The 14,829-nt window shown below is 41.5% G+C and carries 13 protein-coding genes; 7 read left to right on the forward strand and 6 right to left on the reverse strand.

The window, feature by feature from the left end; genetic code table 11:
* Window positions 1–99: 99 nt before the first annotated feature.
* Entirely contained in the window at window positions 100–2,025 is a 1,926-nt protein-coding gene (locus COR50_RS21915; RefSeq protein WP_098195984.1) for a DUF4139 domain-containing protein, read from the forward strand.
* 27 nt (window positions 2,026–2,052) lie between these two features.
* A complete protein-coding gene (locus tag COR50_RS21920) occupies window positions 2,053–2,985 on the forward strand; it encodes a M20/M25/M40 family metallo-hydrolase (RefSeq protein WP_098195985.1) in 933 nt (310 codons plus the stop codon).
* A 77-nt stretch (window positions 2,986–3,062) separates the two neighbouring features.
* On the opposite strand, the gene COR50_RS21925 is transcribed toward COR50_RS21920, so the two are convergent.
* Both COR50_RS21925 and porW read right to left on the reverse strand, forming a co-directional pair.
* The gene (locus COR50_RS21925) at window positions 3,063–5,474 is read right to left on the reverse strand and encodes a transglycosylase domain-containing protein (RefSeq protein ID WP_098195986.1); all 2,412 of its coding nucleotides are present in this window, start codon (window positions 5,472–5,474) and stop codon (window positions 3,063–3,065) included.
* A gap of 77 nt (window positions 5,475–5,551) precedes the next feature.
* Window positions 5,552–8,539, reverse strand: coding sequence for a type IX secretion system periplasmic lipoprotein PorW/SprE (gene porW, locus COR50_RS21930; RefSeq protein ID WP_098195987.1), 2,988 nt, complete (start codon window positions 8,537–8,539; stop codon window positions 5,552–5,554).
* A gap of 249 nt (window positions 8,540–8,788) precedes the next feature.
* On the opposite strand from porW, the gene COR50_RS21935 reads away from it, so the two are divergent.
* The 5 genes from COR50_RS21935 (at window position 8,789) to COR50_RS21955 (ending at window position 10,945) form a co-directional block, all read left to right on the forward strand.
* Window positions 8,789–9,157, forward strand: coding sequence for a hypothetical protein (locus tag COR50_RS21935; protein ID WP_098196363.1), 369 nt, complete (start codon window positions 8,789–8,791; stop codon window positions 9,155–9,157).
* A gap of 129 nt (window positions 9,158–9,286) precedes the next feature.
* On the forward strand, window positions 9,287–9,733 hold the full coding sequence (locus tag COR50_RS21940) for a bactofilin family protein (protein WP_098195988.1): 447 nt from the start codon (window positions 9,287–9,289) through the stop codon (window positions 9,731–9,733).
* Window positions 9,675–9,938 (forward strand): AtpZ/AtpI family protein, encoded by a 264-nt coding sequence (locus COR50_RS21945; RefSeq protein ID WP_198405735.1) that lies wholly within the window; start codon window positions 9,675–9,677, stop codon window positions 9,936–9,938. The genes COR50_RS21940 and COR50_RS21945 overlap by 59 nt, the downstream gene beginning before the upstream one ends.
* Entirely contained in the window at window positions 9,925–10,317 is a 393-nt protein-coding gene (locus COR50_RS21950; RefSeq protein ID WP_098195989.1) for a hypothetical protein, read from the forward strand. The genes COR50_RS21945 and COR50_RS21950 overlap by 14 nt, the downstream gene beginning before the upstream one ends.
* Window positions 10,318–10,321: 4 nt before the next feature.
* Window positions 10,322–10,945, forward strand: a complete 624-nt coding sequence (locus tag COR50_RS21955) for a SprT-like domain-containing protein (RefSeq protein WP_098195990.1) — start codon at window positions 10,322–10,324, stop codon at window positions 10,943–10,945.
* Between the two features lie 313 nt (window positions 10,946–11,258).
* On the opposite strand, the gene COR50_RS21960 is transcribed toward COR50_RS21955, so the two are convergent.
* From COR50_RS21960 to COR50_RS21975, 4 genes are all read right to left on the reverse strand, one after another.
* Entirely contained in the window at window positions 11,259–12,611 is a 1,353-nt protein-coding gene (locus COR50_RS21960) for an ATP-binding protein (RefSeq protein WP_098195991.1), read from the reverse strand.
* A 197-nt stretch (window positions 12,612–12,808) separates the two neighbouring features.
* The gene (locus tag COR50_RS21965) at window positions 12,809–13,795 is read right to left on the reverse strand and encodes a phosphotransferase (protein WP_098195992.1); all 987 of its coding nucleotides are present in this window, start codon (window positions 13,793–13,795) and stop codon (window positions 12,809–12,811) included.
* A 17-nt stretch (window positions 13,796–13,812) separates the two neighbouring features.
* On the reverse strand, window positions 13,813–13,962 hold the full coding sequence (locus COR50_RS22805; protein WP_098196365.1) for a GrpB family protein: 150 nt from the start codon (window positions 13,960–13,962) through the stop codon (window positions 13,813–13,815).
* Between the two features lie 103 nt (window positions 13,963–14,065).
* Complete coding sequence (locus tag COR50_RS21975; protein ID WP_098195993.1) at window positions 14,066–14,824, reverse strand: alpha/beta hydrolase; 759 nt, start codon at window positions 14,822–14,824, stop codon at window positions 14,066–14,068.
* Window positions 14,825–14,829: the final 5 nt, after the last annotated feature.

The raw sequence follows: 14,829 nt of genomic DNA on the forward strand, positions 1-14,829 counted from the left end.
AACCCGCAGAACCCAACCAGCTGAACCCAACCAGCTGAATCCAACCCGGGCCTGTGGAATTTTCATAAAAACTGCATCATGGATAAAAATCCATGAGATATGAAAAAACAGTTATCCTTTTTATCGGCTTTAATCATTTGTATTTCTACCATTTATCCCAGTTATGGTATAGGAGATGAAAAAGAAAAAATAGCATCAAAAATATCTGATGTAACTGTTTTCCTGAATGGAGCACAGGTCACCAGGACAGCAAAAATATCCTTACAGGCAGGTATTACAGTATTGCAATTCCCTAAAATTGCTGCCGACATCGATGAGAAAAGTTTACAAATCGATGGTATCGGCGATTTCACGGTGATCTCCGTTGCTAAAGAAAAAGACTACCTAACTTCCGGCGATAAGCGAGTGGAAATAGACTTGCTAAATAACAAAATTTTCCAAGCCACGAAAAACATCAATGAAAAAATGGCCCAACTCTCCGTTTTCGAAGCAGAAGGGAAAATATTGGATGCCAATATTCAAATAGGGAAAGGAGATAACAAAGCCGGGGAAACCACCATCCGCGACCTGGCCCTCATGTTGGAATTCCAGAGGAACCGGAGAACAGAAATCATCGAAAAACAATTAAAAATCAAGAACCAAATTCAAACCTTAGACTCTGTTAAAACGAAATACCAACAACAGCTATCCAGCCTGCATACCGCTCCCTCCGCCACCACGAATACATTGTTAATTAAAATCTCTACCCAGCAAGCCGTTCAAGGAAATATTACCTTGAAATATTTCGTGAAAAATGCGCATTGGTATCCAACATACGACCTAAAGGTGAACTCCCTTTCACAGCCCATAGATCTGATTTACCGGGCCAATGTACACCAATTAACCGGGGAAGACTGGAACGGGGTAAAACTTCATTTGTCTACAACGAACCCCGATGATAACAACAACATTCCTAAACTAGATCCTTGGTATACGAATTTGTACAATTCCGAATACCAATTACGGCTTGTGCAAGAAGCACGTAGCGGGGAACATGAAGTAAAAGGAATCGTAACGGATAAAAACGGCGCTCCCATTGTAGGAGCAACCCTATTGGTTAAAGGCAGATCGATCGGTACTGTTACCGATGCATCCGGTCGATTTAGCCTGAAGATTGATCCAACCGGGATTACACTTGTTGTTAGCGCGGTTGGTTACGAAATGCAAGAAATTCAACCCAACCAATCGAACACGATCATCAGGATGATCGAAAGTTCGTTGGCCTTAGATGAAGTCGTAGTCACAGGATACGGAAATCAATCCGGCCTGCAAGGGAAAGTGGCAGGATTACAAATTCGCGGGGCCAGCTCAGTTAAAATGAAAAAAGAAGCGCCGCCTGCGCCTAATTTGGTAGTTGAAACGAAGATGAACTACCAACCCACCTCGGTTACTTATGACATTACGATGCCTTACACCGTGGCTAGTGGAGATGCCCCTATCTCGGTAAACATCAACCAAGTTGCTGTGCCCGCCACTTATGAATACATCAGCATACCGAAGAAAGATAAAAACGCTTACCTCACTGCCAGCATCATCGATTGGGATCAATTGAACTTGTTGGAAGGCGAAGCGAATATTTATATCGATGGCAGCTTCCGCGGAAAAACATTATTGAACCTGGCGAATGTTGGCGATACGCTGGTACTTTCTTTAGGCAGCGATAAAAACATCCAGGTAAACCGTGTCCAACAGAAAGAATTTAATAAACGACAGTTCATCGGGAATAATAAAACCGAATATAAATCCTTTGAATTCAGTATCCGTAACCTGAAGAAAGAAGCGGTAAAAATAAAATTGTTGGATCAATTACCGATCCCGATCTCCAACAATGTTGAACTGATTAAACCGAAATATGAGCATGCCAGGCTGGATGAGAACACGCAAATACTTACATGGGAGCTGGAAGTTCAGCCGGGAAAGGAACACAAAGAGTATTTACAATTCGGCATAAAATTACCCAAGGATAAATTGATAAATTATTTGTAGTCATAAATTTCCTGCTAATTTTGCTTCATGCGAAAATATCTGATCATCGGCGCAGCATTGTTGCTTGCGCCATCTGTAAACTTTGCACAGGAATATTTGCCTGATGCTGCCAGGATTCAATCGGTAGTTAATTACTTGGCATCAAACAAATTAAAAGGCCGGGGAACCGATGAAAAAGGTGGCATCAAGGCCGGCAAATTCGTGGAAAAACAATTCAAAAAACTGGGTTTAGCGGCAGGTGGAGATCAAGGTAACTATTACCAGGATTTTAAATTTGATAAAAATGCTCATAAAGATATCCCGAGCAGGAACGTATTAGGCTTCCTCGATAATCACGCTGCCAAAACTATTATAATCGGTGCGCATTACGACCATTTAGGCCGGGCAGCTTTATTCGATGGTAAATACCCGATCGGGGAAATTCATAACGGTGCAGATGATAATGCTTCGGGGATTGCAGGATTACTAGAACTAGCGCGTTATTATACTAAAAATAATGAACAGGAACCGTTCAATTTCTTATTCATTGCTTTCGGTGGAGAAGAATTAGGGTTACAAGGATCCAAGTATTTCGTGAACCATCCGGCGATCGCGTTGGATAAGGTTCATTTCATGTTGAATATGGATATGATCGGGCGATACAACCCTTCCAGGGGCGTAGGTATCGGCGGATATGGAACCGCGGCCCAGTGGCCGGAAATATTTAAAAACGTTAGCAGCGATACTATTAAATTCTTTACGGATAAAGCCGGGAAAGGTGGTAGCGACCACCATAGTTTTTATATGAAAAATGTACCCGTAATATTTTTACATACCGGCGGACATGATGATTACCATAAACCTACTGATGACGCCGATAAACTGATGGCCAAAGAAGAAGCCGGCATCCTGGATATCGGCATCCAGATAATTAACGGCGCTATGAAATTCGATTCGCTAACTTTCATGGAAACTGAATAGTTAACGTGTGAAAATAAATGAAAAGGATCATCCGGAATGCGGATGATCCTTTTTTATGTAAACAAAATAACCTGTTATTAATCGTTCTTAGGAGGATACTGTGCTTTCGGTTGCTTTCCATCTTTCTGATCACCCTTATTATTCTTCTGCTGTTCTTTCGCTTTAGCTTCTTTCTTAGCTTTCTCACGCGCCCTCGCTTCTTTATCGGCCTGGGCTTCTAAAGCCTGTACATCTACGTAACCGCCATAATCTTCCGCCGAACCGTTACCCGTATTTTCTGCTTCTGCACCCGGCAGCACATCGGTTTTATAATCAAGGTACAAGTCTTCATGAAAATTCGGTGGAATTGGGAATGTCGACTTGGAGTCGTAACCCAATGTTTTATCATTCAGCAGTTTCTGGTAGAAATAAGCCCAGATCGGCAAGCCGGTATTAGCACCTTGTCCTATCCTGGTGGTTGAAAAGCGGAGGTAATTATTATCACAACCTACCCATGCGCCTGCTAAAATCTGCGGTGTGTAACCGATAAACCAACCATCCGTATTATCGTTCGTTGTCCCGGTTTTACCTGCGATTTCCCCAGGTAAGTTATACCTGAAACGTAAACGGGCGCCGGTCCCCCCGGTCGTTGTAACACCTTCCATCATTTTTACCATCGTGTAAGCATTCGTTTCGGAAATCACTTCCCTTTTCTCCGGTGCAAAAGTTTCGAGGATATTACCGTTCCTGTCTTCTATACGGGTAATGTAAATCGGTTTAGAGATGATGCCCCTCCCGGCAAACATCGTATATGCCTGCAACATTTCATACAGCGAAATCTCCGATACCCCCAATGCGATGGAAGGATACGGATCGATCTTCGTTGAGAAACCTATTTTATTCTGCGCAAAATCTGCGAAAGCTTTCGGCGTTAATTGCTTGATCAGGTAAACTGAAACGAGGTTCAACGACTTCGCCAAAGCCCCGGCCATGGATATTTCACCACCTACACTTCCCTCGGAGTTACGGGAGATCGTCCAGTTCCCGATCGTCACGGGTTCATTCGGAAGTATCGTGTTGGGCGATAACCCGTTGATTAACGCGAAGCAATAAAGGAAAGGTTTGAAAGTGGATCCCACTTGCCTGCGGCTACGGATAACGTGGTCGTTTTTAAAGTACCTGAAATCCGGCCCGCCGACCCAGGCTTTCACTTCACCATTGATCGGATCCATCGCCATGAAACCCGCCTGCAATACTTCCCGCATCCGCTTGATGGAATCGACCGGGGTCATCACCGTATCAATTTCATTCAACTCCGGCTCCGTGAAGCTGTTCCAAGAAAATATTTTCATCTTGGTCGGCGTGTTAAACACTTTCATGATTTCCTCATCGGTATATTCATGATCCGGATCGTTCTTCATATTTTGATAACGCTCCGTTTGCTTGATAAAATATTGCAGGTCCTTGTTCCATTTTTTCCAAACGGAACCGGTTTTAATATTATTCTGATTATAAAAAACTTTCTGTAAATCTTTCAAGTGATGCGCAACTGCTTCTTCCGCGTACAGTTGCATCCTGGGATTGATAGTGGTATAAATTTTCAGTCCATCGCGGTACAAGTTGTATTCCGAACCATCGGCTTTCTTATGATTTTTACACCAATCTTTCAATTCGCCGCGCAAAACTTCCCTGAAATACGGCGCTAAACCTTTGTTATGATCAATTTTATTATAGCGCAATACGATCGGTTTGCTTTTAGCGGATTCCGCTTCAGCCTCGGTGAGATAACCATTTTTTTCCATCTGGTTGATCACCGTATTTCTCCTGTTCCTCGATTCGATCGGGTTACGGCGGGGATTATACAAGGTTACACCTTTTAACATTCCTATCAAGGTAGCTGCTTCTTCCACGGATAAACGGGAAGGATCTTTACTGAAGAAGGTACGGGCGCCATTTTCGATGCCGTACACGTTATCCCCGAAAGCAACCGTATTCAAATAAAGCGTAATAATTTCTTCCTTGGTAAAGTTGCGTTCCAACTTCACGGCAATTACCCATTCCGTAAGTTTTTGAAATCCCCGTAAAATCGGGTTACGCGCCCGCTGCCCCGCGCCGTTATCTGTTTGCAGGTTGAGCGCAAGTTGTTGTGTAATAGTACTGGATCCCCTCTTTTTCCCAACCATCAGGTAAAATGGGATCGCCATCGTACTGATAGCATCGATACCGGAGTGTGAATAAAAACGCTCATCCTCGGTAGCGATCAAGGCCTTGATAACATTGGGGGAGATATCTTTATAATCGACATTCGAACGATCCACCGCATAGTATTTCCCCATGATGGTGCCATCATCGGCTAATACCTCGGATGCCAGGGCTGCCCTCGGATTTTCGAGCGCTTCCATGGACGGCATATTACCAATAATACGGAAGTTGATTAACAAAAGTATTATAACAAATAATCCCATCCCACCTAAAACAGTCAGCCACAATATTTTAACCGATTTCTTCATATTAAGAATTAATTAAGTGCATCAGCACACAAAACTATTGAAAATTATCACTTTTAGGTACTAATAAGCTGTTAAACCTAGTTGAGTTCGTAATTCGATTCGAAAAATTCTTTATACCCCTGCAAATCTTTAGAAGTATTTAGCAAGATAAAGTTCTCCCTGGAGATGATAAAAATCGAATAATCTTTCGGATTAATATGCGGGATAATCGACTTTGGCGCTTCTTTTTGTACCTCACCCCAGTACTTCAACGCTGCTTCTTCGTTCGGGAACAGCCTGAATATCAGCATAATATCTGTTGGCGTCAATACGAAACTACTTACTTCGATCCCTTCTCCTGCATGTTTCTCTGCATTGTATTTCGAAAATTGTGCCACACCTTTATCAATCATCGCTTTTTCAACCCGGTTAAACGATAATACAACGAAATGGGGATTCGCCGCGGTAAGATCATCTCCTTTCAACTTGTAAGGAGTTTTCGGTTTCGGTGGCGGTTCGGGTGTAATATTTTGAAGTGAATCTTTCGCTTTTTGTAATTGCGTAGAATCAACAAGTTTGGGATCCGGTCTTTGCCAAGGATAAACAATATTGATATTTTCATCCACTTTGCGGGTCTTGTCATCGGTATTTTGTACTTGCAAGCCGGAAAGATAGTCAACCAGTTCCTGTTTATGATTCATTACGTTTAATAAACTTTGCGCTTTGGCTATTATTTCATCATCGGCCGTATACTTTTGAATCACGGCTTCTAATGCAGCCTTGGCGCCGGCTTCGTCGCCAAGTTTGGCAAGCGCCATGCTATTCAAAATTTCAAACTGTGCCTGGTGCGGGTATTTCTGATATAATGAATCTGCCGCCTTTTTATTTTGCAATACGATATCGTAATTCCCTGATAAATAATTAATATAAGCGGAATCATACAAGGCCAATGCTGCCTTATTATTCTGATCATCAACATTTTCAAATTTCACGCCCCGGATGGCCCTGGCAAATTCTGTTGCCCCGTAATCTTTGAGTAACTGGTTTTTATACCGCTCCGCAGCCTGTGTATTACTAGCCTGGTCATTCCAAACATACAGCGAATATAAAATTTCAGGTTTACGCGGATGTTCCGGGAATTTGATCAACAAGGTATCGTAAGCCTTGATCGCTTCGGGCAAATTCTCCAATTTATCATGGTATAATTTACCCAGGTCGAACCCGGCATTCATCTGCTTCTGTTTCGATTGCTGGAGTAATTCCGGGGTCAATGGTAAGTTCTTGGACAATAATTCCACCGTGATGCTATCCGCAGGCAGCGCTTCCATGTTGCGAGATAGCAATTGCGCTTCAACACTATCCAACGCTGACAGGTCACCGGGCATCCTGGCATTCGTACCGATGCCCGCCGCCGCGGATCTTCTCCAATTATCCACCAGGGGACGGTTTCCCCATCTCCTTTTAAATTCTTGTAAACCGGAAGATTTCGTCACCGGGTTATAAAAATACCAATCTCCCATGGAGCCGTTCACATTCCCTTGCCCGCCGTTCTGTTGTGCATAGAGAGGGTTGCTGTTCATCAATCTTTGCTGCGTTACTTCAGCTGAAGGCGGCACGTAAAAGGAATTATTTTCCCTGCCGAACAAAGCGGCCTTCCGCTTGGCTTCCGCTTTCATTTCACTGGCTCTCTTTTCGAGGAAAATATTCCTGGACGAGGGATCCATCGCGGCGATAGCCTGCAAGCTATCTTCCTGGTGGATCAATGCGATATTGGCATCCACCTCATTGAGCACGTCTTTACGGGCATTGATTATTTCTGCAGCGGAAAAATCGTTTGGCATAACGGCCGCGGCGCTATCGTAATATTTTTTTGCAGCGGCATAGTTCCTATCATCATAACGCATGTTTGCCAATGTATAATAGGTAACGGCTTTCTGCACTGTATTGTCACTTGGTTCCTTGAGCGATCGTTGCAAAAACTCCTCTGCCCTAGCTTCGTCCTCGGGCATGGCGATTTCTGCCATCGTAAAATAAATCACGTCGCGGTAAGGGATGAAATTTTCCTTTTTGAGCATCTTTTCCAAGGCGGCTAAACTCTCTTCTAAACTTCCCCCTTCGGCCAAGATATTATTCTTGGCAATTTCTAACCTGGCGTGGAAATCCATCAGCGGGTCGGGATGGAAGCTCAATACATCGCGGAAAGCGACCAAGGCCGAATCCGGCTGCTTGTTATAATCATATATCTGCCCAAGGATATACTGCATCCGGGCACGTTGAATTTTATCGTCCGTGTCCTTGATAGCAACTTTGAGCGGCTCGATAGATTCGAGGTAACGTTCCTGTTTATACAAGCGGAAAGCTTGCATCTCGGCAAGGCTGCCATGTAACCTCTTGGGGTAATATGGATCTTCGCTCAGGATATTCAGTAATGATTGGGCATCATCATATTTACCCTGTTCCAAATAAGATTTGGCCTGCCAGAGGAAAGCGTCATTCCTTGCAGATTTATGCTTCATCTTGCCCACTACACCTTTCCTCTTTTCGCGGGTAGCTATAGAAAGTTGACTATTTTTTGATTGCCCCACCACGGTTTTATACTCATCCTTCTTCTTAGGCGCAAAGTTCATGTTAATGAAAGCGAAGGTTTTATCCGCATTTTCCCAATCAGCTTTATAATAATAAGCCTTCCCGATGAGCAAATAGCAATCATCGATCCATTTACCGCGGGCATCGTGGATTTGAATCGCGATAGAGGCCCTGGTAATTACGGAATCGAGGTCACTTTGATTGAGGTTGAGGCTTTCGGCAGAATACGGGTAAAAAGGTAAAAACTCGCTGTAGTTCTCCTGCCTTTCGCGGTTCACGCCGGCCAAGATACCTTGCAACTGGAGATTAGCATGAAAATAATAGTTATAACGTGTAGTCATATTCTGGAAAAACTGTCTTTTCCAGTTCCAGGGTTTGCTTTTCATCTTTTCGGCCGGGGTCTTTTGATTAGCCGGCCTGGTATGCTGTTGCTGTACCTGGGTGGGAGATTTCTGCGCTTGTACCGGCTGTTGAGCCATGGCTGCAAGATTACAGAACATCAATCCACATATAAAAGCTAGATAAATATTTAACAGTCGGGAGCAATTCATGTATGCTTGGGAATATAGGCGAATATATATAACTCGGTAGATAAAAAAATATTTTAAAGATAGGATAATTTTTTTCTTTGGTTAGGAGACAAGGATTATTTGATTAACTTTAGCCCTCTGAAAACTTGTTTTTTGAATTAACCGACTGAGTTCATGCCTTTGGAAAGTAATAAGAAGAAAAAAAGTAAAGTGAATCGTATGGATCGACTCAAGCATAAATACCGCTTGGTAATTATGAATGACGATACGTACGAAGAAGTTACTTCTTTCCGTTTATCACGCATGAGTGTGTATGTAGCGATGAGTACCTTGTTCGTGTTGCTGGTTGCCATAACGGTTGCCACGGTAGTATTTACGCCGTTGCGCTATTATATTCCGGGCTATGGCGACCTCAATCAACGCAAGGAATTTCTATCCTTAAAAATGAAAGCCGATTCGATGCAGAAAGCCATCAATCAACGCGACCAGTATCTTGAAAACGTAAAACAGGTGATCAGCGGCAATTTTACAGGCCAGCTCGATACCACCATGTTAAAAGTACCTAAACACGATAACAGTACTTATTAAACAAGAAAATATAAGTCATACTTGCATGTCATGTTAGATTATTACAATAAATAGTAATATAAAAAACATTACATGTTATAAATAATTATTATCTTACGCAAATTTTAAACCAGAAAAACCTGTAGACCTATGTTTAACCGAGGTAATACAAAGAGCGAGGGCAAAAGCATTTTGCCGACTTCCAATATCAACATTATTGGAGCTGGAACAAGTATCAAGGGGGATATCGTATGTGAAGGCGATATCAGGATCGATGGTTCAGTAGAAGGATTGGTCAGCACTAAGTCTAAAGTAGTAGTAGGACCAGAAGGGAGTGTTTCCGGTGATATTCAATGCGATAGCGCGGATATCCTGGGCCAGGTAACCGGTATCATCAAGGTCGACGATTTATTATTCCTGAAAGGGAATGCAGTAGTAAAAGGAGATGTTTACACCAAGCATTTCGAAATGGAGCCTTCTGCGAACTTCAACGGCCGTTGCCATATGGAAGCTTCCGAAGGAAAGCCTGAAAATAAACATGGAAGAGCGAAAAGAGAGCAAGCACAAGAAGAACAGCCAGCAGAAACCATCGCTTAGTAATAAGCAGTTGCTGCTGAAATACTCCGGGCTGGCATTTCAAATGCTGGTCGCGATCGGTATGGCTCTTTTCTTAGGTTATAAAGTTGATCAGTGGGTTGGTTTAGGCTTCCCACTGTTCATCATCATTTTTTCTTTATTGGCATTAGCACTACTTTTGTGGCAAATTATAAAAGACACTAATAAACCAAATGAAGAAAACTGATAAATTCGTAGTACGGCTGATCGCCTATTTCTTACTGATTTCCGCGGCTTTGTTCGTCCTCAAACCCCAATTACTGGAGCAACAAGCCCATTTTGAAGTATTACTCGCGGGAAATTTCATCATGGCCTGTATCACGGCCTTATCTTACCACCTGAATATCAAGGGGATGCATGCCGAAAATAACCATGCCTTCGTCCGCTTGGTATATGCATCGACCTTTAGTAAACTCTTCCTCTGCCTGATCGGTATTACCATTTACGTATTACTGACCAAGGATCATATCAGTAAACTCAGTATCTTTATCTTGCTTGGTTTTTACCTGGTTTACACCGTCGTGGAAACCATTAGCCTATACGCTTTAGGGAAGAAAAAAAATTGAGAATTTGAAAAAAGAACATCCTTTATCAGCATTAGCCGCCTATTTGCCCAAAGGATCTTTCGATCTAATCTTACCATTCTTAACGGATTATAAAGTTCACCTTACCGTTACGCGGGAAAGACAAAGCGTACTGGGTGATTACCGCCACCCCGTTGCCGGGAAAGGCGGTCATAGGATCAGCGTGAACAGCACCCTGAACCGGTACTCTTTTCTCGTGACCTTGCTGCACGAGTTCGCACATATGATCACGTTCGAATTGTACGGGCATTCAGTAGCTGCCCATGGCAAAGAATGGAAACATGAATATTCCAAGATTTTGAAATCCTTCGTCGGGAAATCCCTTTTTCCCCCGGATGTTGAATTAGCTATCCGGCAAAGCATGCAGAACCCCGGGGCGAGCTCCTGCTCTGATGAGCAATTGATGCGCGTGCTACGTCAATATGATGATAAGAAGGAAAATCATTACCTCGTGGAGCAATTACCGTTGCACCAGCTTTTTAAAACGAAAGATGGCAGGATATTCCGCCGCGGTGAAAGGATCAGGAAAAGATTTCGCTGTGAAGAGGTGGGAACGAGTAAGGTGTATTTATTTAGCCCGGTGTACGAGGTGGAATTAGTCGAAAACTAGGTTGTTATAACATTCATGGAAAGCTATACCCAGGAATTCCAATTGATGTTCCTTGAACTCGAAATTTGGATAAAAAATGGGTGGATATACCGAATTTTGCCACTCATTTTCGTTAAAAACCTCAATACTTAGTTATTACCCCCAACTCAATGTGCAAATAATGCAATTATTCCGCCCCCCGACCCCAAGATTCAATATAGCACTTCTAAAAAGGCATAGGCTATATCGGGATTGTAAGGACTTGAAGAATGTTTTGCCAACAATGTTCCAACCGTTGCCCTACTATTGCTCCATCATTGCCCCATTTGCCCCACTATTGCCCGACTATCTTATAGTAAATACCTGCTCCCGAAGTTCCTATTTTCGTTAAAACTTTTAATTTGTCTGCTAATTCAGTCAGTTCCGTTGTTGCTGTACGTTTCGATATGTCGTTTAACGCTTGGTAATCGCTGTTCGTGATTTTACCTTTTTCTTTCACAAACAAAACCGCTTTTACCTGCCTGTCGTTAAGTCCAAGTGATTGTAAGTGTTCGGCATAATAAATATCTTTTCTGAATACTACCCAAAAGTCCGAACCTTCAACAAGGTAAGACGGCTTGGGAAGTCCTATAGCTACACATAATTCCGTCATTTTACTGATTCCTCGTCCCCAAGATTCAATGTAACCACTTCGGAAAAAAGCGTTAGCAATATCGGGGTTGAACGGTCTTGAGGAATGCTCTTTCAGAAGATTGTTTATTGTCCAATCTTCCGGCAAATGTCCCTCATTCCAGATCATTATACGATCTTTGTAAACACGAATTTGAATTGGCGTTAAACCTGAATAATCTTTGTGAGCAATGGCATTCAACAAGGCTTCCCTAACGGCTTCTCTCGGATATTCATACGTTTCAATACGATTAATTCCATTTTCATAACTGATAATTGCCTTAATGTATTTTGTGAATAGTATATCAAGCGTTTTTTCAATTTGCTCAAACAGATTCCCGTGAATTTCATCTTGGAAAATTAAGTCTGCACTGTTTTCAAAATATCCGATTTTGATATAAGCTCCCGTTACAAATTTTTCGGGGTCGGGGTGGAACAACAAAATTGCAGCTCGTTTCAGATAACTGCCTGACTGTCCGGCAGGCAGGTTTTCAGTAAGTTTTAGGTTTTCAAGCAAACGTTCGTTGTTGTCGGTAAGGTTGTTTTCATCAAGGCGCTTGCTTCTTACTCCACGCTTTTTGAAAAACTCAAAAGTTTCTTGTTTTAAATCACTTACTAAAACTTTAGGTATCGGCACGCTATCCCAGCGCTTTCCCTTTTTATGCAACAAGAACTTTTCCAACGCAACGCCCTTCAATTCTTGTTTGGTACTTCCACTTCGGTAATGGTATTGTCCTTTGTAGCTGATTGCGTTTGAATAAGGTTCAACAATAATTTCCAGATAGTCGCCCTCTTTGGTTTCGTACAAATTCACATCAACCAGAATACCCAAAACATCACGCACTTTATTGGGAATTTCTTCCAGCATTTTTTTAGCATCAGTGATACCCACGACCTTCCCGTTATCGTCTTTACCGATATAAATAGTACCGCCATTTGCATTCGCAAAACCGCAAATCCATTTGAGATATTCGTCTCTCCAACTACTTTTATACTCTGTGCTTTGAGATTCTGACATAATACAAATTTACATTTTATACAGATGAGAATAAAATGCTATTGGGAAAGGAGAAAGCCATGCATGGCATGAAAGAAATTCATCGTAAATGCCCAAATCGAGAACAGCGTAAGGCAAGAGTGGTGGGGTTTCGCAGGCCACAAATGAGCGGGGGGATGGATTTGAAAATTAAACGTCTTTTTTTCATCAATCTTTCACTATATAGCCACAGTGACTTCGTTCTTTGCGTAATAATCCATCCAAGCTTTTATTCTTCCGACAAACATTTTAAGATAGTTTTCTGTCAAAAATATGTTGGACCAATCAAATCTTTGTGCTTGTACTCCAAGATAAAAAATAAAAATAGAAGCACCCGCTTTTGGTATTAACTGGAGCTCTTTTTCAGATAAAAATCTATTGTTATGGTATCCACGTAGGAAGCTTTGAATTTTTAATTCATACTGCTCTTTATCTGATTCTATGAAAAATAGTTGTTTGCAGAAATATCCAACATCTAAAATTTGCCATCCATTTCCGCAATTGTCGAAATCAAAGATTGTGATTCCCTTGTCATCAGTTACAGCCATATTATCATACCAAATATCCAAATGTATAATTCCGTTTCGAGTATTATCAAAATCTGAGTTTTGAAAACTTCGTCCAAATTCCTTAATGAATTCCATTTCTGGCAACTTGTCTGAAAAATATTGCTTTAAATATTCATAAGGTAATTCTATAAGAGACTTCTTATTATATGATACTCGGTTAATGTTCTTGTTTACGGTAAAGTTGTGGATTTTTGCCATTAGAGAACCTATTCGAAAGCAAGTTTCGTTGTCCATAAGTCGAATTTTTCCACCTTGAGCAAAGGAAAAAAGTACAACGTACCTGGTTCCTTCGGGCGCGCTTATTTCTTGAATGAACGCTCCGTCTTTATCTTCAATTGGAAAAGAAACACTTAAATTTTTGTCCTGCAATGATTTCAAAAGTTCAAGCTCTTCAATAATTTCGGCTTTTGACCTCCAATTATGACTATAAACTCGTAAAACGTATTTCGTTTCGGTGTTGGAAAGAAAATACGTGTGATTCATTCCTGTTCTGAATAAAGTACAATTGTATTTATCGTCTAGGCCATATCTTTCTTTCACAAATTCTCCTAATTCTTTGGCAGAAAGAGTAGAGGCTATAACGGGGAATGTTGTCATTGTTTTAGTCGCTAAATTTATGGTTTCGTTGACGAAGGCGTTTTTTCAAGTACATACGAACCTCGGATCTTTCTGAATTTGAATGCTAATTCAAGTTTTAAATCTTCGTATTCCTTTGCTCGTTTATTATTGGAATTTAGATAATCCCGAAAGTCAATTTGCCCAATTTATAAAGCCCTGCCCGGGCTACAGATGATTGACAAGTGAAGCTAGGGCGGCGTTGTCTGTTCGCCAACATAACAAAAATGCGCATGTCGGCGGCTCGTTGTTTCAGTTATTTAGAAATGTCATAATAAAATCCCTTATTTCTTTCCTTTGTCTTTTATTCGCATGGTCGTCCATGTCATTGTGAATTGTATTTGGCAACTTTATGATAGTAATCCCATACTTTTTCTGTTCTTCTTCTGTCGGCAAGACTCCTTCGTCAGCAGGTTGGTCAGTCGAACGCAATGAATAAACTTTAGGTTCAATTGTTCTCGGTAAAGGCATTCGTCTATTGTCTAACGTAATTATTTTGTCAACTATGCCCGGATATTTTTGAGGAAAAAGTGCACACATATCCGCACCATTGGAATGTCCGATTAGAGTAATATGCTTAAAGTCTAACTCAGGATTTGATTTTTTCAGTTCATTTATAACGAATAGAATATTGTCCACTCCCCGTTCCCAAAAAGGTCGTCTGACAATTTGAGGAATTCCGGTTGAAGGAATTAGGCTGTCTGTGGGAAGTTCGTGCTGAATGCTAACTACAAAGTATCCTTTAGCAGCCAAATACGTTGTTAAATAAGAGTAGTATAAATAATTTCCCCCTTCATTTTGTCCATACCCGTGACTAAAGATTACAATTTTAGGGCTGTCAATGTGAGGCTTATAGAATGCTACTGGGATTTCTCTGCTCCTTGATTGGTCAAATAATGTCAAGGTGTCCAATCCCAAGGTATGAGTCTGGCTTTTGGCTATCTTACTATTTGTCAAACAAGCAGTAAAAAGTAAATATGTCAATAAAACCAGGCAAGTATTTTTGTTCATTTTAA

Source organism: Chitinophaga caeni (assembly GCF_002557795.1).
Taxonomy (GTDB): Bacteria; Bacteroidota; Bacteroidia; order Chitinophagales; family Chitinophagaceae; genus Chitinophaga; species Chitinophaga caeni.

Excerpts from the sequence above, each read along its gene's own strand:
- COR50_RS21950 (WP_098195989.1), top strand. The coding sequence starts at position 9,925 with ATGAAGAAAACTGATAAATTCGTAGTACGGCTGATCGCCTATTTCTTA.
- porW (WP_098195987.1), bottom strand. The coding sequence starts at position 8,539 with ATGTTCTGTAATCTTGCAGCCATGGCTCAACAGCCGGTACAAGCGCAG.
- COR50_RS21915 (WP_098195984.1), top strand. The coding sequence starts at position 100 with ATGAAAAAACAGTTATCCTTTTTATCGGCTTTAATCATTTGTATTTCT.
- COR50_RS21945 (WP_198405735.1), top strand. The coding sequence starts at position 9,675 with ATGGAAGAGCGAAAAGAGAGCAAGCACAAGAAGAACAGCCAGCAGAAA.
- COR50_RS21940 (WP_098195988.1), top strand. The coding sequence starts at position 9,287 with ATGTTTAACCGAGGTAATACAAAGAGCGAGGGCAAAAGCATTTTGCCG.
- COR50_RS21925 (WP_098195986.1), bottom strand. The coding sequence starts at position 5,474 with ATGAAGAAATCGGTTAAAATATTGTGGCTGACTGTTTTAGGTGGGATG.
- COR50_RS21935 (WP_098196363.1), top strand. The coding sequence starts at position 8,789 with ATGGATCGACTCAAGCATAAATACCGCTTGGTAATTATGAATGACGAT.
- COR50_RS21965 (WP_098195992.1), bottom strand. The coding sequence starts at position 13,795 with ATGACAACATTCCCCGTTATAGCCTCTACTCTTTCTGCCAAAGAATTA.
- COR50_RS21920 (WP_098195985.1), top strand. The coding sequence starts at position 2,053 with ATGCGAAAATATCTGATCATCGGCGCAGCATTGTTGCTTGCGCCATCT.
- COR50_RS21960 (WP_098195991.1), bottom strand. The coding sequence starts at position 12,611 with ATGTCAGAATCTCAAAGCACAGAGTATAAAAGTAGTTGGAGAGACGAA.
- COR50_RS21975 (WP_098195993.1), bottom strand. The coding sequence starts at position 14,824 with ATGAACAAAAATACTTGCCTGGTTTTATTGACATATTTACTTTTTACT.